Annotated in this window: 25 protein-coding genes and 1 tRNA gene; 9 read left to right on the forward strand and 17 right to left on the reverse strand. The window is 65.0% G+C overall.

The window, feature by feature from the left end; all coding sequences use genetic code 11:
* Positions 1-49: 49 nt before the first annotated feature.
* Entirely contained in the window at positions 50-1,195 is a 1,146-nt protein-coding gene (locus O1A05_RS14145; protein WP_270105856.1) for an acyltransferase family protein, read from the forward strand.
* A gap of 200 nt (positions 1,196-1,395) precedes the next feature.
* Here the strand turns inward: O1A05_RS14145 and mfd are convergent, their stop codons facing one another.
* Entirely contained in the window at positions 1,396-5,037 is a 3,642-nt protein-coding gene (mfd, locus tag O1A05_RS14150) for a transcription-repair coupling factor (RefSeq protein ID WP_442867698.1), read from the reverse strand.
* Between the two features lie 155 nt (positions 5,038-5,192).
* On the opposite strand from mfd, the gene O1A05_RS14155 reads away from it, so the two are divergent.
* Positions 5,193-5,690 carry a DUF2505 domain-containing protein gene (locus O1A05_RS14155; protein WP_270105857.1) on the forward strand — a complete coding sequence of 166 codons (498 nt, stop codon included), beginning with the start codon at positions 5,193-5,195 and terminating at the stop codon, positions 5,688-5,690.
* On the opposite strand, the gene pth is transcribed toward O1A05_RS14155, so the two are convergent.
* The 6 genes from pth to O1A05_RS14185 all read right to left on the reverse strand — a co-directional run bounded on the left by pth (position 5,691) and on the right by O1A05_RS14185 (position 10,558).
* Entirely contained in the window at positions 5,691-6,290 is a 600-nt protein-coding gene (gene pth, locus O1A05_RS14160) for an aminoacyl-tRNA hydrolase (RefSeq protein ID WP_270105858.1), read from the reverse strand.
* A 17-nt stretch (positions 6,291-6,307) separates the two neighbouring features.
* Positions 6,308-6,964 (reverse strand): 50S ribosomal protein L25/general stress protein Ctc, encoded by a 657-nt coding sequence (locus O1A05_RS14165; protein ID WP_270105859.1) that lies wholly within the window; start codon positions 6,962-6,964, stop codon positions 6,308-6,310.
* 141 nt (positions 6,965-7,105) lie between these two features.
* The gene (locus tag O1A05_RS14170; RefSeq protein WP_270105860.1) at positions 7,106-8,086 is read right to left on the reverse strand and encodes a ribose-phosphate diphosphokinase; all 981 of its coding nucleotides are present in this window, start codon (positions 8,084-8,086) and stop codon (positions 7,106-7,108) included.
* 42 nt (positions 8,087-8,128) lie between these two features.
* Positions 8,129-9,607, reverse strand: coding sequence for a bifunctional UDP-N-acetylglucosamine diphosphorylase/glucosamine-1-phosphate N-acetyltransferase GlmU (gene glmU, locus O1A05_RS14175; RefSeq protein ID WP_270105861.1), 1,479 nt, complete (start codon positions 9,605-9,607; stop codon positions 8,129-8,131).
* A 35-nt stretch (positions 9,608-9,642) separates the two neighbouring features.
* Positions 9,643-9,714, reverse strand: a tRNA-Gln gene (locus tag O1A05_RS14180).
* A 55-nt stretch (positions 9,715-9,769) separates the two neighbouring features.
* Positions 9,770-10,558 (reverse strand): creatininase, encoded by a 789-nt coding sequence (locus tag O1A05_RS14185; protein WP_270105862.1) that lies wholly within the window; start codon positions 10,556-10,558, stop codon positions 9,770-9,772.
* 142 nt (positions 10,559-10,700) lie between these two features.
* Between O1A05_RS14185 and O1A05_RS14190 the strand changes: the two genes are divergently transcribed.
* Genes O1A05_RS14190 through O1A05_RS14205 form a run of 4 tightly spaced genes read left to right on the forward strand, consistent with a single transcriptional unit; the run spans position 10,701 to position 14,359 of the window.
* Complete coding sequence (locus O1A05_RS14190) at positions 10,701-11,750, forward strand: metal ABC transporter solute-binding protein, Zn/Mn family (protein WP_270105863.1); 1,050 nt, start codon at positions 10,701-10,703, stop codon at positions 11,748-11,750.
* Positions 11,740-12,498, forward strand: a complete 759-nt coding sequence (locus O1A05_RS14195) for a metal ABC transporter ATP-binding protein (RefSeq protein ID WP_270105864.1) — start codon at positions 11,740-11,742, stop codon at positions 12,496-12,498. Before O1A05_RS14190 ends, O1A05_RS14195 begins: the two co-directional genes overlap by 11 nt.
* Positions 12,495-13,439 carry a metal ABC transporter permease gene (locus tag O1A05_RS14200; protein ID WP_270105865.1) on the forward strand — a complete coding sequence of 315 codons (945 nt, stop codon included), beginning with the start codon at positions 12,495-12,497 and terminating at the stop codon, positions 13,437-13,439. The genes O1A05_RS14195 and O1A05_RS14200 overlap by 4 nt, the downstream gene beginning before the upstream one ends.
* Positions 13,436-14,359: a metal ABC transporter permease gene (locus tag O1A05_RS14205; RefSeq protein WP_270105866.1), complete on the forward strand. Its 924-nt coding sequence runs from the start codon at positions 13,436-13,438 to the stop codon at positions 14,357-14,359. The genes O1A05_RS14200 and O1A05_RS14205 overlap by 4 nt, the downstream gene beginning before the upstream one ends.
* A 347-nt stretch (positions 14,360-14,706) precedes the next feature.
* On the opposite strand, the gene O1A05_RS14210 is transcribed toward O1A05_RS14205, so the two are convergent.
* The 7 genes from O1A05_RS14210 to O1A05_RS14240 form a co-directional block, all read right to left on the reverse strand.
* The gene (locus tag O1A05_RS14210) at positions 14,707-15,399 is read right to left on the reverse strand and encodes a metal-dependent transcriptional regulator (protein ID WP_270105867.1); all 693 of its coding nucleotides are present in this window, start codon (positions 15,397-15,399) and stop codon (positions 14,707-14,709) included.
* A 32-nt stretch (positions 15,400-15,431) separates the two neighbouring features.
* Complete coding sequence (locus tag O1A05_RS14215) at positions 15,432-16,442, reverse strand: MDR family oxidoreductase (RefSeq protein ID WP_270105868.1); 1,011 nt, start codon at positions 16,440-16,442, stop codon at positions 15,432-15,434.
* Positions 16,443-16,506: 64 nt separating this feature from the next.
* A complete protein-coding gene (locus O1A05_RS14220; RefSeq protein ID WP_270105869.1) occupies positions 16,507-17,043 on the reverse strand; it encodes a GNAT family N-acetyltransferase in 537 nt (178 codons plus the stop codon).
* Between the two features lie 43 nt (positions 17,044-17,086).
* A complete protein-coding gene (locus O1A05_RS14225; protein ID WP_270105870.1) occupies positions 17,087-17,851 on the reverse strand; it encodes an amino acid ABC transporter ATP-binding protein in 765 nt (254 codons plus the stop codon).
* 1 nt (position 17,852) lies between these two features.
* Positions 17,853-18,797, reverse strand: a complete 945-nt coding sequence (locus O1A05_RS14230) for an amino acid ABC transporter permease (RefSeq protein ID WP_270105871.1) — start codon at positions 18,795-18,797, stop codon at positions 17,853-17,855.
* Positions 18,794-19,753, reverse strand: a complete 960-nt coding sequence (locus O1A05_RS14235; protein ID WP_270105872.1) for an ABC transporter substrate-binding protein — start codon at positions 19,751-19,753, stop codon at positions 18,794-18,796. Before O1A05_RS14235 ends, O1A05_RS14230 begins: the two co-directional genes overlap by 4 nt.
* Before the next feature lie 61 nt (positions 19,754-19,814).
* On the reverse strand, positions 19,815-20,141 hold the full coding sequence (locus O1A05_RS14240) for an ABC transporter substrate-binding protein (RefSeq protein ID WP_270105873.1): 327 nt from the start codon (positions 20,139-20,141) through the stop codon (positions 19,815-19,817).
* Between the two features lie 54 nt (positions 20,142-20,195).
* On the opposite strand from O1A05_RS14240, the gene O1A05_RS14245 reads away from it, so the two are divergent.
* A complete protein-coding gene (locus O1A05_RS14245; protein ID WP_270105874.1) occupies positions 20,196-20,498 on the forward strand; it encodes a hypothetical protein in 303 nt (100 codons plus the stop codon).
* Positions 20,499-20,664: 166 nt separating this feature from the next.
* Here the strand turns inward: O1A05_RS14245 and O1A05_RS14250 are convergent, their stop codons facing one another.
* Entirely contained in the window at positions 20,665-21,462 is a 798-nt protein-coding gene (locus tag O1A05_RS14250) for an alpha/beta fold hydrolase (RefSeq protein ID WP_270105875.1), read from the reverse strand.
* 77 nt (positions 21,463-21,539) lie between these two features.
* On the opposite strand from O1A05_RS14250, the gene O1A05_RS14255 reads away from it, so the two are divergent.
* Complete coding sequence (locus tag O1A05_RS14255) at positions 21,540-22,448, forward strand: amidohydrolase family protein (protein WP_270105876.1); 909 nt, start codon at positions 21,540-21,542, stop codon at positions 22,446-22,448.
* Here O1A05_RS14255 and O1A05_RS14260 read toward each other — a convergent pair.
* Positions 22,431-22,940, reverse strand: a complete 510-nt coding sequence (locus O1A05_RS14260) for a flavin reductase family protein (RefSeq protein ID WP_270105877.1) — start codon at positions 22,938-22,940, stop codon at positions 22,431-22,433. The two genes, O1A05_RS14255 and O1A05_RS14260, sit on opposite strands and share 18 nt — an antisense overlap.
* The gene (gene fdxA / locus O1A05_RS14265; RefSeq protein ID WP_270105878.1) at positions 22,937-23,263 is read right to left on the reverse strand and encodes a ferredoxin; all 327 of its coding nucleotides are present in this window, start codon (positions 23,261-23,263) and stop codon (positions 22,937-22,939) included. The genes O1A05_RS14260 and fdxA overlap by 4 nt, the downstream gene beginning before the upstream one ends.
* A gap of 150 nt (positions 23,264-23,413) precedes the next feature.
* On the opposite strand from fdxA, the gene soxR reads away from it, so the two are divergent.
* A complete protein-coding gene (soxR, locus tag O1A05_RS14270; protein WP_270107604.1) occupies positions 23,414-23,839 on the forward strand; it encodes a redox-sensitive transcriptional activator SoxR in 426 nt (141 codons plus the stop codon).
* The last annotated feature ends 5 nt before the right edge of the window (positions 23,840-23,844 follow it).

The following is a 23,844-nucleotide window of genomic DNA, read 5'->3' on the forward strand; positions in this document are numbered from 1 at the left end:
CCGGGTCGTTCACACGATTTTCTGAACCTGCCCCATCCCTCACCGCTGAATGACACCACAGCCCCCATCGACTTCCCCGCGGACCGGATCCACCGCCCGCAATACCGGGGTCGATGTGTTGCGAATCGTCTCCATCGTGGCGGTGGTGGTGGGGCATGTTTACGCCTCCGATCTGGAGTGGCGGCGCTATCTGGAGATCTGGCGCATGCCGCTGTTCTTCTTCCTCTCCGGGTTCTTCTTCACCCGCGGGCGCACGTTCGCCTTTGAAGCCCGACAACGGTGGCGCACCCTGGCGGTACCGTACCTGGCGTGGGGCGTGCTGATGAGCCTCGCCGCCTGGCGTTGGAACTCCGATGATCCTGCCCAGTTCTGGGAGCTCATGGCGCGCGGCTGGTACGGCGGCTCCTGGCAGGACCCGCCGTGGTGGGCATTCTGGTTCATTTCGGTGCTGTTTTTCACCACCCTGTTGCGCCGCTGGCTGGAGCGCTACCCCAGTTGGGTGGCTTGGGCCGTGTCGATGGTCGGTCTGGGTCTGGCGCAGATCACCGGCGGTGACGATTACCCGGCCGGCCCCATGGGGCTCTTGCCGTTGGGCATCGGCCTTGCCCTACCGTGCATGTTCTACATTCTGTGCGGGGAGTACCTCCGCTACGAGGTCTTAGCCCGCTATGCATCGATTCCGGGGACCCGTCTGGAACATCACGACGGCGCCCGCCGGCTCGGCCCGCACCAGCTGGCCAGCCTCGGTATCGTGCTCGTACTTCTCGGCGGACTCGCCGTCGCCGCCGGAATCCCCTCACACAACATCAAATTCTCTGGCTTCGGACTGTTCCTGATCACCCCGATCGTGGGCGTCGTGATGGCCACCGGCATGCTGTTGATATTCGGCACCTGGGTGAACATGGCGCTCGGCTGGGCCCGCCCCGCGGTCAACGCGTTGGTGCGCACCGGCACCGTGGTCGTGTTGGCCCACGGCTACATCATCATCAAGCTGGCCCAGTTCAATGTGGATGAGAACTTCTCGCGATTCGCCCTGACCGTGCTGATTTCCTGGGCGCTGGGCCTGCTCATCAACGCCACTCCCCTGTCGCCGCTGCTCTCGGGAGTACCCGCCCCCGAATGGTGGAAACGACGTCGCGCCGCGGCCGCTTCCTCGTCCGGTGATGCCGCCTCAGGTTCTGCGCCGACGTCCTAGCCAGCCTGCAGCTGACGTCGCACTGCCGCACGCAGCGGGATCGCCGCCGCAACCCTGTATGAGTACGAGGTCGACACCCATCTGTTCATCGACAACTCCACGGAGGATTACCGCCCCGACGTCCCCGACACCGTGACCGAACGCCTCCTAGACGCGCTCCGGGATCTCTAACGGGCTGCGGAACCTCTCAGCGGCAGCCTTCAGGACGACGACGCGACCGGCTCCGGGGCGAAAATCCGTTGCAAGAGTTCCTGTGCCCAGGCGAGCAGTTCGCCGTCGACCAGGTCCTTGCCCATCACCCCGGCAGTTTTGGGCCGCGGCACCAGGATGGCTTTCAGCGCTGGCTTCACGGAGGCGCCCGGGTACATCCGGGCCAGGCGCATCTCGCGCGATTCCGGCAGTTCTGCCGGACCGAACTTCACGTTCTTTCCCAGCAGCATCACTTCGTGCACCCCGAGCGCGCGTGCCTGGTTGCGGAAGCGGGCCACGGCCACCAGGTGCTGGGCGGGTTCGGGCAGCTCTCCGTACCGGTCGGTCCACTCCTCCACCACGGCATCCACTTCGGCGTCGTCCTTGGCCTGGGCCAGGTTCCGGTAGGCTTCCAGACGCAACCGCTCCCCCGGCACGAAGTCGTGCGGCAGATGCGCGTTCACCGGCAGCTCCACCTTCACCTCGGCGGCCCCGGTCTCCTCTTCGCCCTTGAAGTCGGCCACGGCCTCACCCACCATGCGTAGGTACAGATCGAAACCCACCCCGGCAATGTGCCCGGATTGCTCTCCGCCCAGCAGGTTGCCCGCCCCGCGGATCTCCAGATCCTTCATGGCCAGCTGCATCCCGGACCCCAGCTCGTTGTGCTCGGCCACCGCTTTCAGCCGTTCCAGCGCGGTCTCCCCCAACGGCCGCTCCGGGTTGTACAGGAAGTAGGCGTACGCCCGGTCGCGGCCACGTCCCACGCGTCCACGCAGCTGATGCAGCTGGGAGAGGCCGTAGTTGTTCGCGTTCTCGATGATCAGGGTGTTCGCGTTGGCGATGTCCAGCCCGGTTTCAATGATGGTGGTGGAGACCAGCACGTCAAAGCGCTTCTCCCAGAAATCCACCATGATCTGCTCCAGCCGCGACTCCGACATCTTGCCGTGCGCCACCTCGACCCGGGCCTCGGGCACCAGCTCGCGAATGCGCGCGGCCACCGAATCGATCGACGACACCCGGTTGTGCACGTAGAACACCTGGCCCTCGCGCATCAGCTCACGACGCACCGCGGCGGTCACCTGCTGATCGGTGTACCCGCCCACATAGGTCAGCACCGGGTGCCGTTCCTCCGGTGGGGTGGCCAGGGTGGAGGTCTCACGAATCCCGGTCAGCGACATCTCCAGGGTGCGCGGAATCGGGGTGGCCGACATCGCCAGCACATCCACATTGGTGCGCATCTTCTTCAGCGCCTCTTTATGTTCGACGCCGAAACGCTGTTCCTCATCGACGACGACGAGACCGAGATCTTTGAATTCGATCTCCGAGGAGAGCAGACGGTGGGTGCCGATCACGACGTCGACTGTGCCGTCGGCCAGGCCCTGCAGGATCTCGCGGGACTCCTTGGCGTTCTGGAACCGCGAGAGGGTCTTGACCCGCACCGGGAATCCGGCGAAGCGCTCGGTGAAGGTGCTGGTGTGCTGGCGGGCCAGCAGCGTCGTCGGCACCAACACCGCCACCTGTTTGCCGTCCTGCACTGCTTTAAAGGCAGCACGAACCGCCACTTCGGTCTTGCCGAAGCCGACGTCGCCGGACACCAACCGGTCCATCGGCACCTCGGACTCCATGTCCTTCTTGACCTCATTCACCGTGGTCAGCTGGTCCGGGGTCTCGATGAACGGGAAGGACTCCTCCAGCTCGGATTGCCACGGGGTGTCAGTGCCGAAGGCATGCCCGCGGGACGCCATCCGCGCGGAATACAGCTGAATGAGCTCCCCGGCGATCTGGCGGGTGGCCTTGCGCGCCTTGGATTTCGTGGCGGCCCAGTCCGAACCACCCATTTTCGACAGGCTCGGCGCCTCTCCCCCCACGTACTGGGAGACCTGGTCAAGCTGATCTGTGGGCACGAACAGGCGGTCTTTCGGCCCACCGCGTTTCGAGGCGGCGTATTCGAGCACCAGGTACTCGCGGTAGCCTTCCCCGCCGGCCGACACCGAGCCGGCTACCTTTCGGCGCTGCAGCTCCACAAATCGGGCGATGCCGTGCTGGGCATGCACCACATAGTCGCCTTCTTGCAGAGCCAGCGGATCAACAGCATTGCGCCGCTTCCGAGCGAGGGAGCGCTTGGCCCCGCGCTCGGCGCTGACGTGGTTGCGGCCGAACAGGTCCTGCTCGGTGACCACGCCGAAGCGCCCGTCGGGATAGGTGAAGCCGCGTCCGGTGACGGCCGTGATCAGCAGCACCTGAGAGGCCGGCAGTCCTGAGCCCGTCTCCAGCCGGTCCACCAGCGAGGCGGTGATCCCGGCCTCGAGCATCATCTCCGCGATGCGCCGGGCGGATCCGGTGCCGTCGGTGGCCACCACCACGCACCACTGCTGTTCCATGCGCTGACGCACCAGGTCGATCATCGGCTGCACGTCGCCGGTGAACTGTATCGGGGCCCGGAAGCCGGTGGTCAGCGAGTCGACTTCGGGCAACAGCTCCGCATCGGTCTCCAGGGAGCTCAGCTGCCACCAACCCTGATCCCGCAGATGCGCCAGGGCGCGCGCCTCCGCCAGGCTGGCGAAACCGCCGGCCTGCTGCTGGTGGTCGATCGGCACGGACCCACCACCGGCTGCCGAGGCCCAGGCCGCCTCCAAAAATTCTTCGTTGGTGCGCAGCAGATCATCAGCACGATGCCGCACTCTCTCGGGTTCGACGACGACGCTGAGCGAGCCCGCCGGCAACAGGTCCAACAACGGCACCATCTCGGCCACCAGCGGAGCCAGCGATTCCATGCCCTTCACGGCGATGCCCTCGGCCATCCGCTCCAGCATGTCCACGGATCCGGGCATCTGCGCCTGCAGCGCACGCGCTTTGTCCCGCACCGCAGGCGTCAGCAGCAGCTCCCGGCACGGCGGGGCGAACAGTCGGGTGGGGGTGGCGGACCCGTCGTCGGAGGTGTCGGTGAGCGAGCGCTGATCGGCCACCGAGAAGTACCGCATCTGCTCAATCTCATCGCCGAAGAACTCGATGCGCAGCGGGTGCGGCTCGGTGGGCGGAAAGACATCCAACAGCCCACCGCGCACGGCGAACTCTCCGCGGCGGGACACCATGTCCACGCGAGAGTACGCAGCATCGGAAAGCCGGGCGACGATGTCATCGAAGTCGTGTTCTTCCCCCACGGCCACGCTCACCGGCTGCAGGTCCCCCAGTCCGGTCACCAGCGGCTGCAGCACCGAGCGCACCGGGGCGGTGATCACCCGCAACGGGGGCTGGCCGTCGGCCTCGGGGTGCGCCAGACGTCGTAGCACGGCCAGTCGGTGACCCACCGTATCCGAGCGTGGGGACAGCCGTTCGTGGGGTAGGGTCTCCCAGGACGGGAAATGCGCGACCGCCGAGGGGTCCATCCACGCGCCCAGCGTGGTGGTGAGGTCCTCGGCTTCGCGTGCGGTGGCGGTGATGAGTAGGACCACCGGATGTTCCCCGGCAGCACTCTCCAGCGCATCAGCGAGCAGGGCAGCGACGGCGGGGCGAGCCCCATCGGGCAACGCCAGCGCCAGATCAGCGGTACGATCGGACCGCCCGGCGCCCGCCCGGGCGGCCGACACCGCCGTATCCCGACTCAACAGGGACAACAGGGGTGCCAGGGGTGATGGGGCTGAGCTCACACAGATTCCTTTGCCTTCACGATGACGCGGCCTCCAGCATATCGACTCTGCGCCGCCTGGCAGAACCGGATTCGATGTCGCGTCCCGTAGACTCTTTCCGAGTAACCCACCGCACGGCGCGGGGGCGCGCACCCGTCCCCGCGAGAACAGGAGCCCTTGCCATGGCTTTCACTGAATCCACCGAGCTACCCTTCCCCGTGGAAGAGGTTTTCGCCGTCCTCACCGACGAGGCGTTCAACCGCTCGGTCTCCGAGACGCTCGGCGGCGAGCTGACGGAGTTTTCGGCCACCCAGGGCGGCGACGGCGCCACCCTCGTGTCGATGACCCGCACCGTTCCTGCGGCCAAGCTGCCGGAGATGGCGAAGCGGTTCGTCAAGGGCCAGATTTCAGTGCAGCAACAGGATCAGTGGTCGACGGCGTCGGCTGAGGGCGCCCGTACCGCGAGCATGACCGTCACCGTTCCGGCCGGCAAGGTCACCGCGGATGTCACCCAGGTGCTGGAGCCCACGGAGAAAGGCACCCGCATCACCGTCTCTGGTTCGGTGACCTGCGGCATTCCGTTCGCGGGGGCAAAGATCGCCCAGTTCGCGGAGCCTCAGGTAGGCCGCGTGGTGAATCGTCAGGCCCGCGAAGTCAAAGCGTGGATCCAGTCCCGCTGATCAGTGGAAGCGGTTCTGGGCCGCTGCCATACCGTCTTCGATGAGGGATTCGACGGCGTCAGCGCAGCGGTCCAGGTGCAGCGGAAGTTCCTTGCGCTCGGTCGTGCCGAAAGGCCGCAATACATAGTCGGCCACATCCATGCGTCCCGGAGGGCGGCCGATGCCGGCGCGCACACGCACATAGTCTCGGGTACCCAGGGATTGGCTGATGGATTTCAGCCCGTTATGCCCTCCTTCACCACCGCCGCGTTTCAGGCGGATGGTGTCGAAGTCGATGTCGAGTTCGTCGTGGACGACGATGAGATGCTCCGGGGTCAGGGAGAAGAAGCGCACCAGCGCGCTGACCGGTTTCCCGGAGAGGTTCATGTAGCTGGCGGGTTTGGCCAGGATGATTTTGGGGGTCCCGGGGCGCAGCCGCGTTTCGACGATGGCGGCGCCGGCCTTGTGGCGGCTCCAGCGCTCCCCGCGACGGGAGGCGAGCTCGTCAACCACCATGTGGCCGATATTGTGCCGGGTTCCCGCGTATTGATCACCGGGGTTGCCCAACCCCACCACCAGCCAGGGGCCGGTGGTGGGGTTGGACTCTGCGGTGGTGTTCACTGTTGGCTAGCCGCAGATCACTCGCTGTCGGACTCGGCCGACTCGCCGGACTCTTCGCCTTCAGCAGCCTTGCCCTCGGCAACCTCTTCGCCTTCAGCGGCGTCGGCGTCCTCGGTCTCTTCGCCAAGATCCTGCTCGACAACCTCGTTGACGGTGACGATGACGTGATCCTCTTCCAGGAGCACCTCGCCTTCGCCGTCGACAACGACGTCGGTGGTGTGCAGGTGCTCGCCGGGTTCGCGACCCTCGACGGAGACGGTGACGCGCTCAGGCAGCTTCAGTGCATCGGCTTCGACCGGCACGGTGACTTCCTCGAGGTTGTGAATCGCGCCCGGCGCGACCTCGCCTTCGACCTCAACGTAGACGTCGACGGTGACCTTCTCGCCCTTGCGCACGATGAGCAGGTCGATGTGGTCGATGGTGTCCTTCAGCGGATCACGCTGGACGTCCTTCGGCAGGGCCATCGTCTCTTCGCCGCCATTGACCAGGGTCAGCAGGGCGTTGGGGTTACGCACGGCGAGGAAGGTTTCCTGGCCGGGCATCAGGATGTGCTTCGGCTCGGTGCCGTGGCCGTAGATCACGGCGGGAATCTTGCCTTCGCGACGGGCGCGGCGGGATGCACCCTTACCGAAGTCGTCGCGGGTCTCCACCTGCAGTTTGATGCGGTCGCTCATAGTTGTCCTCCTGTGGTTTTGGTTCCAGGCAGGAAAGTCAGGACAGGCCAGGATCCGCGAGGCGTTTCGCTGGCAGCCTCGTCGATCACGGAGCGTGACGCTCCCTCGCCTGGGCAACAGCGACTATTTTAGCACTTCCGCTCAGGCGTTGCCGTCGAAGAGACTCGTCACGGAGCCGTCCTCGAAGACCTCCTTGATGGCACGGGCGATCAGCGGGGCGATCGACAGTACGGTGAGGTTATTGAAACGCTTGCCGGCCGGGATCGGCAGGGTGTTGGTGACGACGACCTCGCGGGCCCCGCATTCGGCCAGGCGCTGGGCGGCCGGGTCGGAGAACACCGCGTGAGTCGCGGCGATGATGACGTCCTTGGCGCCGGCTTCCTTGAGCACGCGCACGGCTCCGGCAATCGTGCCGCCGGTGTCGATCATGTCGTCGATGAGCACGCAGGTGCGGCCTTCGACCTGACCGACGACGGTCTTGGACTCGGCCTGGTTCGGAACGGTCAGGTCACGCGACTTGTGCACGAACGCCAGTGGCACGCCACCGAGACGGTCCGCCCACTGCTCGGCCACGCGCACGCGCCCGGTGTCCGGGGAGACCACGGTGACGTCGGAGTTGCCCACCCGACCGCGGATGTAGTCGGCCAGCAGCGGAATGGCGAAGAGGTGGTCCACCGGTCCGTCGAAGAAGCCCTGAATCTGGGCGGTGTGCAGGTCCACGCTCATCACGCGGTCAGCACCGGTGGCCTTGTACAGATCGGCCACCATGCGGGCAGAGATCGGCTCGCGGCCGCGACCTTTCTTATCCTGGCGGGCGTAAGGGTAGAACGGGGACACCACGGTAATCCGGCGAGCGGAGGCACGCTTGGCGGCGTCGATGAGCAGCAACTGCTCCATCAGCCAGTTGTTCAGCGGGGCCGGGTGCGACTGCAGGATAAAGACGTCCTTGCCGCGCACGGATTCCCCGGGGCGCACGTAGATCTCACCGTTGGCGAAGTCGTAGGCGCTCAGCGGCAGTAGCTCGGTGCCCAGCGCCTCGGCGATCTCCTCCGCCAACTCGGGGTGCGCACGTCCGGAGGCGACGACCAGCTTCTTGTTGACGTGATGGCTGAGTTCGCTCATCGGGTTCTCCTCAGTGACGGTGATTCGGTGCGGCGGTTGAGATCAGGAGGCGGGAGCGGCAGGGCCGGCAGCCTCAGCAGCGGCGGTACCGGGGCGGTTTTCGCGCACCCAGTTTTCCATGTTGCGCTGCTGGGCAACGGTCAAGGCCAGTGCCCCGGCCGGAACGTTCTTGCGGACCACGGCTCCAGCGCCGGTGTAGGCGCCGTCGCCGATTTCTACGGGTGCGGTGAACACCGTGTTGGAGCCGGTGCGCACATGGGATCCGATCACGGTGCGGTGCTTGTTCACGCCATCGTAGTTAGCGGTGATGTTGCCGCAGCCAATGTTGGTGTACTCCCCGATTTCGGCGTCGCCGGCGTAGCCGAGGTGCGAGAGCTTGGAACCGCGCCCGATGGTGACCTTCTTGGTCTCGTAGAACGCGCCGATCTTGCCTTCCTCGCCCAGTACGGTGCCCGGGCGCAGATAAGTGAAAGGGCCGACAGTGGTGTCGTCACCAATGACCGCATCGGTGGCGTCGGTGCGCTTGACGGTGGCGCCGGCACCGACGGTCACATCGGTGAGGGTGGTGTCAGGGCCGATCACGGAGCCCACGCCCACGGTGGTGGCACCGTGTAGCTGGGTGCCGGGCTTGAGCACGACGTCGGGGCTCAGGCTGACCTGGACGTCGATCCAGGTGGAGGCCGGGTCGATGATGGTCACCCCGGCGCGCATCCAGTGATCGGTGAGGCGGTTATTCAGTTCGCGACCCAGTTCGGCCAGCTGGCGGCGATCGTTCGCGCCCTCAACCTCCCACTGGTCGGCCGTCATCAGGGACGCAACCCGGCCGCCTTCGGCGCGGGCCAGGCCGAGCACGTCAGTGAGGTACTTCTCGCCCTGAACGTTGTCGGTGGACACCTGTGCCAGGGTGCGGCGCAGCACGCGAGCGTCAAACGCATAGATACCGGAGTTCACCTCGGTCAGCGCCAGCACGGAAGCATCGCCGGTATCCTGCTGAATCTTCAGCGCGTCCTTATGCTCCACGATCCGTTCCACCAACCCAGCGTCGTCGCGCACAATGCGACCGTAGCCGGTGGGGTCGGGCAACGAGGCGGTGAGCACGGTGACCGCGTTGGCGTCACGCTGGTGCGTGGAGACCAGCTCGGTGAGCGTCTCGGACGTGAGCAACGGAACATCACCATAGGTGACGACGACGGTGCCATCCAGGTCCTCGGGAAGCGCATCCAGCCCCTGCTCGACGGCGCGGCCGGTGCCCGGGATGTCATCTTGGTCGGCAATAACCAGGTCCGGAACCAGTTCGATCAGATGGGCGGCCACCCGGTCGCGCTCGTGGCGCACCACGGCCACCAGGTGCTGAGGGTTCAAGGTCTGCGCTGCGGCCAGTGCGTGTCCAACCAGGGACCGACCCCCAATAGGATGCATCACTTTAGGGGTGGTGGATTTCATCCGGGTGCCCTGGCCAGCGGCCAGAACGATGACTGCCGAGGGGGCAGAGGTCTCCGTGGGGTATACGGACTCGGTCACAGACGGTCACTTCCTTGATCCGGTACTGCATGACGTTCCGCCCATAGGATTCGAACCTATACTGCACAGCTCCAAAGGCTGGCGTGCTGCCGTTACACCAGGGCGGACCGTGCCGTCGCCTCCGACGGCACCCGCCTATTGTTCCATATCTGCGAGGTCGATTCACGCTGGGGAAGAACCGAGCTCTTCTTCCAGATCGGCGGCGATCGACATCGTCACCTGCTCGTACAGCAGTCGACCCTTGTCTGCGGTGGCACCGGTGGGCGCGGAGAGACACCCGGAAACGGGGGTACGCTCGGCCACCACGGGCAACCGGTCGAAGCGCGGCAGCTCGGCGGCCGGGTGATCCACCGCCCGCTCCAGGTCCACCAGTTCGGGCTGCAGGTGCAGCATCAGCGCGGTCTCCAGCACCCCGCCGTGCTCAATATCCCAGCCCGGGAAACCGTCGGGGTACACCTCGGCCAGCGTCTGCTCGGTGACATAGTCCCAATAGGAGAGCAATAGGACCGCGGGCGCGCCGGCCTTCGACGTCGTGAATCCTCCCTCGCGCAGGGCCAGATCAATACCCTCGTAGAGGAACTGGTAATTCTCATAGTGCCCATTGAGCAGCACCAGTCGGGTGACCCCCTGGCGCAGATAGGAGCTCACGATGCTGCGGGTGATGCCGATCAGAGTGGCGGCATCCAGCGAGATCGTGCCGGGCAGATGGTCTCCCCCGCCGGATTTCTGCTGGGACTTGTAGCCGTAGTTTATGGGGGCGGCGACCTTGGCACCCGTGCGCTCGGCCACGCCGCGGGCCATGTGGCCGGACAGAATTTCGTCGGAAGCCATCGGCAGGTGCGGCCCGTGCTGCTCGAAAGCTCCCACCGGCACGATCACGGTAGCCCCGGGCTGCTGCAACCACTGCCCGTACTGGTGGGCGTCCAGGTAACGAAGGTCGACGGTGCTCATAGAGATCTCCTCACGGTTCGTGATGCTCTTCACAGCGTACTGCCTTTGCAGCAGAAACAACAGTGATGCACTGAACGCAACTATGACAACAGCAACTTAAGATACGGGTTGCCGTATCTTAAGTTATGCCTACACTGATCTCATGCGTTATGTCTTGGGACGTTCTCACTCGCCCCACTCATCCCGTTCTTCTCGATTTTCGGCTCGGCTGACTGATCGACATCGTCGACTCCGCGGCCTGCTGGCCCTTGGTGCGGGTGCAGCACTGGTGCTCACCGCCTGCTCCTCGGAGGCCTCCCCCGGCGGGTCTGGAGGCGCAGACGATGCTGCGGGAAAGGGCGCGCTGAACGTCTACGCCACCACCGGGTATCTGGCGGATGCGGTATCCGTGATCGCCCCGGACGCCGAAGTCACTACCATGGTCGGCCCCGGCGGCGATCCGCACACCTACCAGCCCTCCACCCAGGACATCCAAACCCTTCAGAACGCGGATCTGGTGCTCTGGAACGGGCTGCACCTCGAAGCCCAGATGGAGGGCCAGCTGCGCAGCCTGGGTGATGCTCAGGTCGCCGTCGGCGAGCAGATCGACGCGGAATTGCTGCTGCCGTGGCCGGATGCCGACGAGGAGGGCGAGCCGATGCGCGACCCGCACATCTGGAACAGCCCCGAAGCGTGGTCGCAAGCAGTGGAAGTGATCGCCGAGACCTTCAGCGAGCACGACCCGGAGCGCGCGGACGACTACCAGCAGCGCGCCGAGGGATATCTCTCCGAGATTCAGGCGGCCGCAGACGAAGCGGCAGACGCCACCGCCTCGATCCCGGCGCCGCGGATTCTGGTGACCGGCCACGACGCGTTCAACTACTACGGCGACACCTACGACCTCGAGGTGCACGCCACCGATTTCATCTCCTCCGATGCCGCGCTCAGCGCCGGGGAGCTCTCGGAGCTGGCCGATCTGATCGCCGAGCACGAGGTGCCGGTCATCTTCTACGACAACCAGGCCAGCCCGCAGGCCATCACCTCCCTGCGTGAGGCGGTGCAGTCTCGGGGGTGGGACGTGGCCGTCTCGGAGGAGGAGCTGTTCGCAGATTCCCTCGGCGCGGGGGACAATGTCAACACCTATCTGAAGGTGTTCCGTCACAACACCGAGGCCATCGTGAACGCATTGGGAGACGAGCACAGTGCCGACTAAGCACAGTAGCAACGGCGACATCGCCTGCAGCACCCGCCACCTGAGCGTCGCCTACCGCGATGAGGCGGTGGTGCGGGCCGTTGATCTCGACATTCCCGCCGGCGTGGTGATGGGAGTGGTCGGCCCCAACGGCGCGGGCAAATCCACCCTGATCTCCGCCATGCTGGGACTCGTCCGGCCGCTGACCGGTTCGGTGCGATTTTTCGGCGAACCCCTGAACCGGGTGCGCTCCCGAGTGGGCTACATGCCGCAGTCGACGTCGGTGGATTGGGATTTCCCCACCACCGTGTTCGACGTCGTGCTGATGGGCACCTACGGTCAGCTGGGCTGGTTCCGCCGCCCCGGACGCACCCAGCGCGAGGCGGCGCACTCCGCCCTGGAGCAGACCGGGATCACGAACCTGGCGGACCGTCAGATCGGCCAGCTCTCCGGCGGACAGCGTCAGCGGGTGTTCCTGGCCCGGACGCTGGCCCAGAATCCGGACTTGTTCTTCATGGACGAGCCGTTCCAGGGGGTGGATGCGCGCAGCCAGCAGGCCATTGTCGATGTGCTGCATACTCTGCGAGACCAGGGCAAGACCGTGGTGATGGTCCACCATGATCTAGCTACCGTGCCGGAATACTGCGATCAGGTCACCCTGCTGAATCGCTCGGTGGTGGCCTCCGGTCCCGTAGATATCGCGTTCTCTCCTGAATCGATCCGCGCCACATATGACCCTGCCGTTCAGCTCCCTGGAGCCACCGGATGAGTGTGCTCGATTTCTGGTCCGATCACACCTACCGCGTGGTGTTCCTCGGAACCGCGGTCATTGGCGTCGTCGCCGGATGCCTCGGCGCGTTCGCGTACCTGCGCAAACAGTCGCTGATGTCGGATGTCATCTCGCACGCGGCGTTTCCCGGAACCCTGGTTGCCTTCCTCGCCGCCGTGTTGGTGCTCGGCGTCGATGGACGAAATATGGGGCTACTGGTGATGGGCGCCATGGTGGTGGGTGCGGCCGCCGTCGGGTTCGCGCACCTGATCACTGCGATCTCCCCGATCCGGGTGGACACCGCGATGGCGATCTCCCTGACTCTATTCTTCGGTGCGGGAATGCTGATGATGCGCGTCATCTCCAATTCGGGTCTGGAGGGTATCGGCGGTATCCAGGACTATCTGTTCGGCAACGCCTCGGTCATGACCCGAGCCGATCTGACCACCTCCTGGGTGGTGGGCGGTATCGCGCTGGTCACTCTGGCGCTGTGCTGGAAGGAATTCGCGCTACGTAGCTTCGATCCCCACCACGCCGAGGTGCTCGGATTCCGCGGGAAGGTCATCGACGCGGTGATGTTCACCTCCGTGGTGGTGGCCACCGTGATCGGCGTCAAGGCGGTGGGCCTGGTGCTGATGGTCGCGTTCGTGGTCACTCCCCCAGCGGCCGCTCGCCAGTGGACCCGGAAACTGGGGCCGATGGTGGTGCTGTCCGGGATCTTCGGCGGGCTGGGATCCAGCCTGGGTGCTTATCTCTCCATCGCGATCGGCGATGTGCCCACCGGACCGGTGATCGTGCTGGTGCTGTTCGCCGTCTTCGTCGTCTCCCTGGTCTGCTCCCCGCAACGCAGTGTGGTGGCTGCCGCGATGCGTCGGGTACGCACGCGGCGGCGACTGCGCGCCGAGCTGCTGGCCGAGAACCGTGAGCAGGTGCGCGCATGAGCTTCCTGATCGGCGTGATCCTGTTGGCGGTTGGCACAGCGCTCGCCTGTGCGTTGCCCGGGGCCTTCGTGGTGCTGCGGCGGAATTCGATGCTGGTGGATGCGATCGGCCACGCAGTGTTCCCCGGTATCGTTGTCGGCTACTGGTTCACCCAGGACCTGAGCTCGCCCTGGTTGTTGCTGGCGGCGGCCCTGTCGGGGTTGATCGTGGTGCTGGGTTCCGAACTCCTTGAGCGCACCGGGCTGGTGGCCGGTGATGCTCCACAGGGGCTGATCTTCCCTGCGCTCTTCTCGATCGGCATCCTGATGGTTTCGACGCATTTCTCGAACCTGCACTTGGACACTCACACCGTGTTGGTGGGAGACCTGAACCTGGCCGCCTTCGATCAGCTGGTGATCGGCGGCACCGTGCTTGGGCCCACGCATCTGTATGTGATGTTGGGCGTGCTGGCACTGAACGTCGCCTTTATCGCGCTGTGCTATCCGGCGCTGAAACTGACGACGTTCAACCAGTCCTACGCCGCCAGCCTCGGGCTGCGCACCGTGGCACTGAACACGACCCTGATGTTCCTGGTGGCACTGACCGTGACCGCTGCCTTCTACGCGGTAGGAGCGATTCTGGTGCTCGCCCTGATCGTGGTGCCCGCGGCTACCGCCGCGCTGCTGGCGCACCGGATGTCCACGATGATCGCCTTGACGCTCAGCTTCGCCGCGGGCGGTTCTTTCCTCGGATTCTGGCTCGCCTACGTGCTCAATGCCGCCACCAGTGCCGGTATTGCAGTCTTTCTGGGGCTCATGTTCACGGCGGTGCTACTTGTGAGGCACCTCCTCGGAGCTCAACGACGGCGCCAGGCCGGACACCAGCTGATCCGAGACTCTGCTGATCAGGCAGTCCAGCGTTCAGAGGTCCACACCCCATGACCTACAGCCTTCGCTTCGGCCCCAATGTGTCGCGAATCCCCCTCACGCCCAACGCCGAACTGTACACCCTGCACTGAGGCCCGCTTCGGGAGGAAAATGCGGAAATTTACCTCCCTCACTCGCTGGTTGAGGTTCTGCGAGAGTGGGCCGTGGCCTGCAACGACATCGCCTTCAGCGACCAGCGCTATGTCGACGACGAGCTCGAAGCGGTTCTGAAGCGCCTCTTTGAGAAGTGAGGACCGCTGGTCAGTGAGCACCTGCCATCCAGAATAGATCTCGACGTGGACGACGACATGTAGGGAGAGTGCCCCCGAGCCAGTTCACCACGGGGGTGGTGCAGTCCAGAGTTAGACCGGCACCGTCCAGACCGAGTCGGTGGCGGCCTGTCCCAATGGGAGGGTCACCCCGGAGTCGACGAGCAGAATCTGGCGGGACCCGGAGAACGGTTGAGCCTCGCGTGCCTCAACGACTGCGCCGATCTGGACTCCCTGGGCGGCGAAAAACTGCAGCAGCTCCGGGTCATCGTCTGAGATCCGCTCAATCCGGGCGCGCTGACCCAACGGCAGGTCGGTGAGCACCTCGGCGACCACGTGGTCAATGCTGCCGTCGGCGGCCGGGATCGGATCACCATGCGGGTCGCGGCTGGGATGTCCCAAGTGCTCGTCGATACGCTCGATCATCAGGTCGGAGACGGCATGTTCTAAGCTCTCGGCCTCGTCGTGCACCTCATCCCACTGGTAGCCCAGCACGGTCACGAGGAACGTCTCGATCAGGCGGTGGCGCCGCACCATGGCCAGCGCCAGCAGGTCCCCGGCCGGGGTCAGACGCAGCTGCCCGTAGCGTTCGTATTCGACCAGGCCCTGCTCGGCGAGCTTGCGCATCGCATCCGACGCCGAAGACAGGGTGACGCCGGCCCGCCCGGCAATCAGGGACGGGGTGACCGGCTCATCCGACCACTCGCACAGCGTCCAGATGGATTTCAGATAATTCTGGGTGCTGGTCGATAGCTCTGAGACCGATCGTCCTGCAAATTCTGGCATGGCTCCACCCTATCCCAGCGCCCGGGGCGGACTCAGCGACTCACGTCCACCACGGTACGACCGCGCACTCCCCCGGCAAGAATGCGTTCTGAGGCGTCGATAACCTCGCTCAGTCCGATCGTCTCCGTGAGCGAATCCAGTACGGCGACGTCGAGTTCCTCGGCCAGGCGGTCCCAGGCCCGCTGGCGTAACGCCAGGGGTGCGTCCACCGAGTTGGCACCCAGCAACCGTACCCCGCGCAGGATGAACGGCAGCACCGTGGTGGGCAAATCCGGTCCGGCCGCCAGCCCACAGCAGGCCACTGCTCCGCCGTAGCGGGTCTGGGCCAGGGCATTGCCCAGCGTGGTCGAGCCCACGGAATCCACAGCACCGGCCCAGCGTTGGGACTGCAACGGTTTCTCGGTAGGCGAGGTGTCCGAGAGTTCGTCGCGGTGGATGATCTCGGTGGCGCCGAGGGAGCGCAGGAATTCCCCTTCAGAATCCACCCGTCCAGTGGAGGCGGTCACCTGGAATCCGCGTCCGGCTAACAGAGACACCGCCACAGAACCCACACCACCGGCTGCACCGGTGACCAGGATCGGACCGTGTTCGGGCACCATCCCGGCGTCCTCAAGGGCCAGCACACACAGCATGGCGGTGAATCCAGCGGTGCCGATCGCCGCGGCGTGTTTTGCGGTGAACGCCTCCGGCACCCGCACGGCTGCTTCCGCGGGCACCCGGGTTGCCTCGGCGTAGCCACCGTGACGGGACTCGCCGGCACCGGCACCGTTAAGCACCACGGTGTCGCCGACGGAAAGCCCGGTAGCGCCCGGATCACGCACGGTACCCACCGCGTCGATGCCGGGGACCAGAGGCCAGCTGCGCACGATGCCACGGCCGGACAACGCCATGCCGTCCTTGAAATTCAGGGAGGACCAGTCGACGTCGATCACCGCATCGGTATCGGCGGCACCGGGGGCCTCCGCGCCGAGGATGGTCTGGTCGTCGAGGTCGTCGGAGAGCACGGGTGCGGCACCCTTCTCCGGAATCAGCAGGGCACGCATGGTTCCCCTTTCAGTGGGTCGATTCTTCGTCACCTTCAGACTACGGAGCGAACCCGTGCCGACACTAGGGGCGGCGGACCAGCCGAATCTCGCTCAACCCTGCCCACTCGCCGTCAAGCGACTCTCGCGCGCCGTCTGGGGTGAAACCATGGTCGCGGTAGAAGTCCAGGGTTGACTGGTCCTGTTCGATCACCCACACCAGCGCCTCACGGCCCTGCAACACCGTTTCCAAGAGCAGCGCGCGCAGCCCCGGAGCCCCAGCCCCGGGCGCCGCGGGTGCATCGTGTTTCCGCAGCACGTAGAGCATCCCCATCTCGATGCCCACGCCAGCGTCGGCGTCCTCGGGCAGAGTCGGGGTGGCACCAGCGATGCCGATGATCTGGGGGCCGAAGGTGCCCTCCAGTTCGGCCACGTGGAACTCAGCACCGGCGTCAACGCCGCGCTGCCACCAGGCAATATCCTCATCAAGGCGGGCCTCGGCGCGGCGGAAAAACTCCTCGTCGCGTAGGTCCGCGTAGACCTCACGCCAGCAGGCGAGCTTCAGTTCTTGCGCGGCAGGAATGTCATCGCGGGTGGCCTTCCGAATGCGAGCGGTCGTCACGGGGTGCTCCTTCGAGAATGGTTCAGGTGCTCTATCGTGGCAGCTACAGTAGCGAGGAGAGGAACTCCTGGGTGCGCGGGTGTTGCGGGTTCTCTATCACCGTGGTGGGTTCACCGGATTCCACGACGACGCCGCCGTCCATGAACACCACCGTATCGGCAACCTCTCGTGCGAAGCCCATTTCGTGGGTGACCACCAGCATGGTCATCCCATCTTCGGCCAGCTGCTTCATCACGCGCAGCACCTCGCCCACCAGCTCCGGATCCAGAGCGGACGTGGGCTCGTCGAAGAGCATCAGTTTCGGTTCCATCGCCACGGCCCGGGCGATGGCCACCCGCTGCTGCTGCCCGCCGGAGAGCTGGTTCGGGTAAGAGCCGGCTTTGTCGGCCAGACCGACCTGCTCGAGCAGCCGATGGGCGCGGGCCTTGGCCTCGCGCGGAGTGATGCCAGCCACGTGGATCGGGGCCTCGATGATGTTCTCCAGCACCGTGCGGTGCGGGAACAGGTTGAACTGTTGGAACACCATGCCGATCCCCGCGCGCTGCCGGGCGGCTTCCTTCTCGGAAATTTCGTACAACACGCCGTTGCGCTCCCGGTATCCGATCAGATCGCCGTCGACGTAGAGCCGTCCGGCGGTGATCTTCTCCAGGTGGTTCACGCAGCGCAGCAGGGTGGACTTGCCAGATCCAGAGGGCCCGATCAGACAGGTCACGGTGCCAGGGGCGATCTGCAGGTCAATCCCCTTCAGCACGGGAACCGCACCGTAGCTCTTGTGCAGGTCACGGGCGTCTACCATCAGGTTCGTCATCTCAGTTCCCCTTTCGGTAGGGCTGGTTATCCGCCACGGTCATATTCGCCGGGATCGACCCCTCGGCGTCGGCCAGCGCCGCCAGCTGGCGGCCGGTGAGTTCGCGGGTGACGCCGCGGTCGTAGTGCTTCTCCAGGTAGTGCTGACCGATCATGAGCACCGAGGTGACGGCGAGGTACCAGGTGGCAGCCACCAGCAGCATGGGGACCGGGTCGAACAGCGCATTGGCGATGTCCATGGAGCGTCCGTAGAGCTCCAAGGAGTAAGGCACGGCGACGACGAGCGAGGTGGTCTTCAGCATCGAGATGACCTCATTGCCGGTGGGCGGGATGATGATCTTCATCGCCTGCGGTAGCACGGTGCGGCGCATCGTCAGCGACCAACTCATGCCGAGCGCTTTGGAGGCTTCCATCTGCCCGGTAGGCACCGCCTGAATACCGGAGCGCACGATTTCTGCCATGTACGCGGCCTCGTTCAGGGCCAGCCCGATGACGGCGAGGAAGAACATATTGCTCAGCAGCGCCTGCAGGTCGATTTCGGTGAAGCCAAGGTTCAGCGATTGGTACAGCGAGCCCATCAGCCCCCAGAACACCAGCTGCACGTAGACGGGAGTGCCGCGGAATACCCAGAGGTACACCCAGGCGACAGCGCGCAATACCGGGTTCGGTGACATGCGCATCACGGCCAGCACCACCCCGAGCACCACGCCGATCACCATCGACAGCACCGTCAGCGCCAGGGTGTGTAGCGCAGCAGTGGCGATGCGGGTGTCCAGCAGGTACTGCCGGTACACATCCCAGCCGTAGTTATCGTTGTTCAGCGCACCGATGATGAACCAGGCGGCCAGTGCCAACACCACGGCGGCAGCGATCCACCGTCCGGGGTGGCGCAGCGGCTTGGCTTGGATGGGCGCAGCAGACGGGCGTGCAGTGTCGGTCGGGGTCATGATGAACTCTCCCTGGTTGCAGGGGTGCGGTCGGCGGATGAGTAGGGCTCTTCATTGATGAGTGCCTGGTCGATCAGGCCCTCATCGATATTCCATTGGCCCAGCACCTCTGCGTAGGTGCCGGTGTCGATGAGATGCTGCATGGCGGCAGCGAGCGCCTCGGTGAGCTCGGAATCCTTCGGTACGGCGAACCCGTAGGGCGCCGCCTGGAACATCTCCCCGGTGGCCATGATCTTCCCGTCGGCGCGCTCGGCCGCCCAGGCCGTGATCGGTGAGTCGGCGGAGAAGGCATCAGCCCGGCCCAGCACTAACGCGGTGGCCGCGGTATCCGAGGTGTCGTAGGACAGAATCTCGATCCCGGGGCGGCCGGCTTCCCGGCACGCCTCGGATTTCGGACGCAGGTCATCGGTCTCGGAGACAGTGTTTCGCTGGACTGCCACGGTGAGCCCGCAGGCGTCGTCGGGATCGATCGTTCCGTGCTCGGAATCGGTGGCCTGGGCCCACTGAATACCGGCGTAGAGGGAGTTCACGAAGTCGAAGTTAGTGCGGCGCTCCTCAGTATCGGTGAAACCGGAACCACCGATGTCGATGGTGCCTGAGGACACCGCCGGCAGGATCATCGCGAAATCCTGCTCAACGGGGCGCAGTTCGAGCCCCATCGCCCCGGCGAGCGCCGTGGCCAGGTCGATTTCCAGGCCGACGATCTCGCCGTGGGAGTCCTTGAACTCGAAGGGCGCAAAGGGCGGGTTGGTGCCCATGGTCAGGTAGCCACGCTCGGCGATATCCTCGGGAACGAGTGCCGCCACGTCGGCCGATTCCTCGACCTCCACGGGCTGCCAGCCCTCAGGATGACCCTGCTCTTCATTGGTCACGCAGCCGCTGAGCACACATGCGCCCACGAGGGCCACAGCGCTCAGCCGCACGGCGCGCGCCACGGGGCGAAGGGAAGAAAGCATGAGGAGCAGTCTACCGCTGTCGGTCTCGCCCCGAGGCGCACTGGCCGCGCGTCAGGACGAATCAGCCAATTGCTTCGTTGGCCAGCGATTCCAGCTCTTGAGCCACCCAGGGCAGGCTCAGTGGGCTTTGCATGCGTAGCGCCCAGGCCACGGCGGCGAAGGTGGAACCCGCTTCGGGTTCCAATACCGCGCAGCGTCCCTCCTTCACCGCAGGCACCGCCTGGAACAGCGGGTTGTCGAGGAACCAGTCTGCACTCTCTTCCGCAGGGCTCAGGGTCACCAACAGCACATCGGCGTCAACGTTCCCGATGAGCTCATCACTGACAGTGACTTTATCCGGGAAATTCTGCGCGCTGGCGGGTAGCTCGAAGCCGAGCTCAGTCAGCACGGCACCGCCGAGCACACGGCACCGGCCGTCCGTGATGCACTGAGACAGTCGGACATGATCCGGGATGGTGTGGTGATCCTCGTCGACCCACTGAATCTGCGCCATCCGGAACTCGCGGCAAACACCGACTTCACCGCCCTGCACCACCCAGAGTCCTTCGGGGTGGCGATCATGCAGTCTCCCTCATGCTGGTACGCCCATCGCGACCAGACAGAGGGTGATCTGGTGGGCACGAAGCCGGTTCCCGTGCTGATCCAAGAGTTTCTCGACGGCAAAGAAACCGTACTGGACCAGCTCCGGCTCTACCAAGAGTGCGGCATGTGGGAGTTCGGCCCGCCGCCGGCGCGCGTCTGGTAGATCCTGGGCAACCGGTGGCTGAACCAGGTACTCACACTGCGTGGCGCTGACACCGTCTACCTGGAATTCGCGGGCGGTTACGACGCCGCTTGGTGGCACGGCACCTGGGCTGATGCCCTGATCTGGGCGTTCCCTCCGGCAGAATCCTGACGCTGGTCGGTTCGGTTCAGCTATGTTCAGAGTCCAGGAACCGGAGAATTTCGGCGGTCACCTCGTCGGCCCGCTCGGAGAAGAGTCCGTGCCGGGTACCCGCCCAAAGGCGTAGCTGCGCTCCGGGGATCCGGCCCGCGATACGTTCGGCGTTGACCACCGGCGCCATCTCGTCGTCGGTGCCGTGCAGCACCAGGGTAGGCGCCGTGATCTCCGGTAGCACCTCCCAGGCGTCGTGCAGGTCGCTGACTTTCAGGTGTGCCGCGCGTTCCGGTCCCGTCATGCTCGCATCCCCCAGAAGCGTGCTCGACTCCGGTGTCCCGCCCCAGGCCGGGGTGTAGAACAACTCGAAAAGCATCTGCAACCGCGTGGCAGCATCGGCGCGACCGAGCCGGGCCCGCAGCTCATTGCTGCGCTCCACCGCATGCTCGCCGCCGGGCGTGGTGCAGGCCAGAAGCAATGCGCTCACCCTCGCCGGCTCCCGGGCTGCCAGGAACTGAGCGATCCGCCCGCCCATGGACGTTCCGTAGACAACAGCCTGATCGGCACCCACATGATCGAGCACGGCCCGCGCGTCGTCGGCGAAACTGCGGGTGGTCCACGGCCCGATCTCACCACGGCTCTCGCCCGTACCGCGATAGTCGAAGGTCACGGTGCGGAACCGGTCGTGGAACCGCTCCCGTAGCCCGTTCCACCATCGGTGCGAATTCGCCTGCCCGGGAAGCAGCAGCAGCGTCGGACCGTCGCCCGGGCCGTCCTGTTGCACCGCGAGAGTGAAACCATCAAGTGTGGTTAGAGTGGTGTTCAGTGTCATGAAGCAGGGTCTCCTGTGGATCATCCAGGGGTGCTTTCGCACTGTATCGCACGACCACCGGTGAAGGAGCCTCCATCATGGAACCCGCCTCGGATCAGCAAGTCCCAGCGTGGCTTGAGTCGCTAAATATTCCGGGCATTGCCGACCTCCATGTTCACTTCATGCCCGACAATGTGCTGCGAAAGGTGTGGCAGTTCTTTGACGCCGTGGATCGCCCTGGAGTCCCTCCGTGGTCCATCACCTACCGCACCGACGAAGCTGAACGGGTGCGTACCCTGCGCGGCATCGGGGTAAAGCACTTCGGCACCCTTAATTACGCCCACCGAAGGGGAATGGCAGCCTGGCTGAACGACTATTCCACCCGTTTCGCAGCAGAGCATCCCGAAGCCATCCACTCAGCCACCTTCTTCCCGGAGCCCGAGGTCGTCGAGGTGGTGGAGCAAGCGTTGGAGGACGGCGCACGACTGTTCAAGGTCCATATACAGGTCGGCGACTTCTCGCCGGTAGACCCACTGCTCGACCCTGTGTGGCAGCATCTCGAAAAGCGGGGTACCCCGGTGGTCATCCACTGCGGCCACGGGCCGAACCGCGGCCGGTTCACCGGTGTGGAACCGGTGCAGGAGCTGCTCCAACGGCATCCGGAACTAACACTGGTGATCGCCCACGCCGGACTGCCAGACTACGCATCATTTTTCGATTTGGTCCGCCACTACCCGAACGTGCACTTGGACACCACGATGGTGGGCACCGACTACATGGAGTCGATCGCTCCGCTGCCGACCGATTTCCCGGACCACATCGCCGCCATTGCCGATCGGATCGTGCTCGGCACGGATTTCCCGAACATCCCCTACCCCTATGCGCACCAGCTCCAGGTCATCAACCGGTGGGGACTAGGGCGGGAGGCGCTCGCCGACCTTCTCTGGCACACCCCGCGCCAACTGGTCGGGCTCGGGGACTCGGAGCCCTCAGGTACCGGGACGTGAAAGTCGGGTGAAGGTCCGGTCGTGATACACCATCGGATCCGCGCTCTCACCGGACACAATCTCTAGGACCTCCGCAGCCACCAGGGTCGAGGACCCCACCGGCACCTGCTGAAGAGTGCGACAGCGCAGTGCCGCTCGCACGCCCGGCAGATACGGCTCTCCTGTATCCAGCACGGTCCATCCTTGCTCAGCGGTAAAACGCTCGCCGCCGGTAACGCTGAAGTGCTGAGCAATGTCCTGATGTCGGTGGTCCAGCAGGTGCACCAGGTAACTGTTGCTGCGGATGATGGCACCGGCGCTACCCGTCGCCCGGGTGACCGAGAACGACAGCGCGAGCGGATCCACACTCACCGAGGCCACGCTGGAGGCGGTGAGGCCGACTGGTCCATCCGGTGTGGCCGCAGTGATGAGCGCAATACCGGCCGGATGCTCACGGAAGGCGTTCTTGAAAGCGGTCAAGACGTCGACCTTCGCCTCGACAGGGCGGCTCATGCGTACTCTCCCTGTGGGGGCAGTGCGGTAATGAGCGGATGATCCTTGGGAATCACGCCCATCTTCGCCGCACCACCCGGCGACCCCAAATCCGAGAAGAACTCCACATTGGCACCATAGTAATCTTCCCACTCCTCAGGAAGATCATCCTCATAGTAGATCGCCTCCACCGGGCACACCGGCTCACAGGCACCACAATCCACACACTCATCCGGGTGGATATACAGCATCCGCTCACCCTCATAAATGCAATCCACCGGGCACTCATCAATACACGCCCGATCCTTCACATCCACACACGGCAGAGCAATCACATACGTCACGAGACGGGACCTCCAGGGAGAAAGAACGACTACCCACACTGTAGAACCTCAAGTATGGTTGAGGTCAAAGCCCGGAAGGTATGCAAGGTGTCACAACAGGCAGACGACGCTACTGAACTATCAACGATCGACCACCACCCCGACGAGCTGATGACCGTCGGGGACATGAGCAAGCGCACCGGAGTTGCCGTCTCCGCGCTGCACTACTACGAGCGTATGGGTCTCATCACTTCATTCCGCACCGCCGGAAATCAACGCCGTTTCCCGCGGCACATGCTGCGTCGCGTCGCGCTAGTCTCCGTGGCCAAGCGGCTCGGCATTCCCCTGTCGGATCTGCAGGAAGCCTTCGCCGACGTCCCGCTCACGGGGACCCCGAGCCACGAAGACTGGCAAAAAGCATCACGGCGCTGGAAACGCGTGCTGGAGCAACGTCGCCAGGGCATCGAACGTCTCGAGAAGGAACTCACCGGCTGCATCGGTTGCGGTTGCCTGTCCATGAAAGCGTGCACGCTGCTCAATCCCGACGACGAGCTCGGCGATACCGGAGCGGGTGCTCGCCGCGTCCCCTTGGAGTGACGTCG

The sequence above is a fragment of the Citricoccus sp. NR2 genome, from assembly GCF_027594385.1.
GTDB lineage: Bacteria > Actinomycetota > Actinomycetes > Actinomycetales > Micrococcaceae > CmP2.

Coding starts and splice junctions, on each gene's coding strand:
- O1A05_RS14255 (WP_270105876.1), top strand. CDS start 21,540: ATGGAACCCGCCTCGGATCAGCAAGTCCCAGCGTGGCTTGAGTCGCTA.
- O1A05_RS14250 (WP_270105875.1), bottom strand. CDS start 21,462: ATGACACTGAACACCACTCTAACCACACTTGATGGTTTCACTCTCGCG.
- O1A05_RS14200 (WP_270105865.1), top strand. CDS start 12,495: ATGAGTGTGCTCGATTTCTGGTCCGATCACACCTACCGCGTGGTGTTC.
- O1A05_RS14235 (WP_270105872.1), bottom strand. CDS start 19,753: ATGCTTTCTTCCCTTCGCCCCGTGGCGCGCGCCGTGCGGCTGAGCGCT.
- O1A05_RS14225 (WP_270105870.1), bottom strand. CDS start 17,851: ATGACGAACCTGATGGTAGACGCCCGTGACCTGCACAAGAGCTACGGT.
- O1A05_RS14210 (WP_270105867.1), bottom strand. CDS start 15,399: ATGCCAGAATTTGCAGGACGATCGGTCTCAGAGCTATCGACCAGCACC.
- O1A05_RS14145 (WP_270105856.1), top strand. CDS start 50: ATGACACCACAGCCCCCATCGACTTCCCCGCGGACCGGATCCACCGCC.
- O1A05_RS14170 (WP_270105860.1), bottom strand. CDS start 8,086: ATGAGCGAACTCAGCCATCACGTCAACAAGAAGCTGGTCGTCGCCTCC.
- O1A05_RS14230 (WP_270105871.1), bottom strand. CDS start 18,797: ATGACCCCGACCGACACTGCACGCCCGTCTGCTGCGCCCATCCAAGCC.
- O1A05_RS14155 (WP_270105857.1), top strand. CDS start 5,193: ATGGCTTTCACTGAATCCACCGAGCTACCCTTCCCCGTGGAAGAGGTT.
- O1A05_RS14185 (WP_270105862.1), bottom strand. CDS start 10,558: ATGAGCACCGTCGACCTTCGTTACCTGGACGCCCACCAGTACGGGCAG.
- O1A05_RS14260 (WP_270105877.1), bottom strand. CDS start 22,940: ATGAGCCGCCCTGTCGAGGCGAAGGTCGACGTCTTGACCGCTTTCAAG.
- O1A05_RS14245 (WP_270105874.1), top strand. CDS start 20,196: ATGATCCGGGATGGTGTGGTGATCCTCGTCGACCCACTGAATCTGCGC.
- O1A05_RS14215 (WP_270105868.1), bottom strand. CDS start 16,442: ATGCGTGCCCTGCTGATTCCGGAGAAGGGTGCCGCACCCGTGCTCTCC.
- O1A05_RS14205 (WP_270105866.1), top strand. CDS start 13,436: ATGAGCTTCCTGATCGGCGTGATCCTGTTGGCGGTTGGCACAGCGCTC.
- O1A05_RS14190 (WP_270105863.1), top strand. CDS start 10,701: ATGCGTTATGTCTTGGGACGTTCTCACTCGCCCCACTCATCCCGTTCT.
- soxR (WP_270107604.1), top strand. CDS start 23,414: ATGACCGTCGGGGACATGAGCAAGCGCACCGGAGTTGCCGTCTCCGCG.
- O1A05_RS14165 (WP_270105859.1), bottom strand. CDS start 6,964: ATGAGCGACCGCATCAAACTGCAGGTGGAGACCCGCGACGACTTCGGT.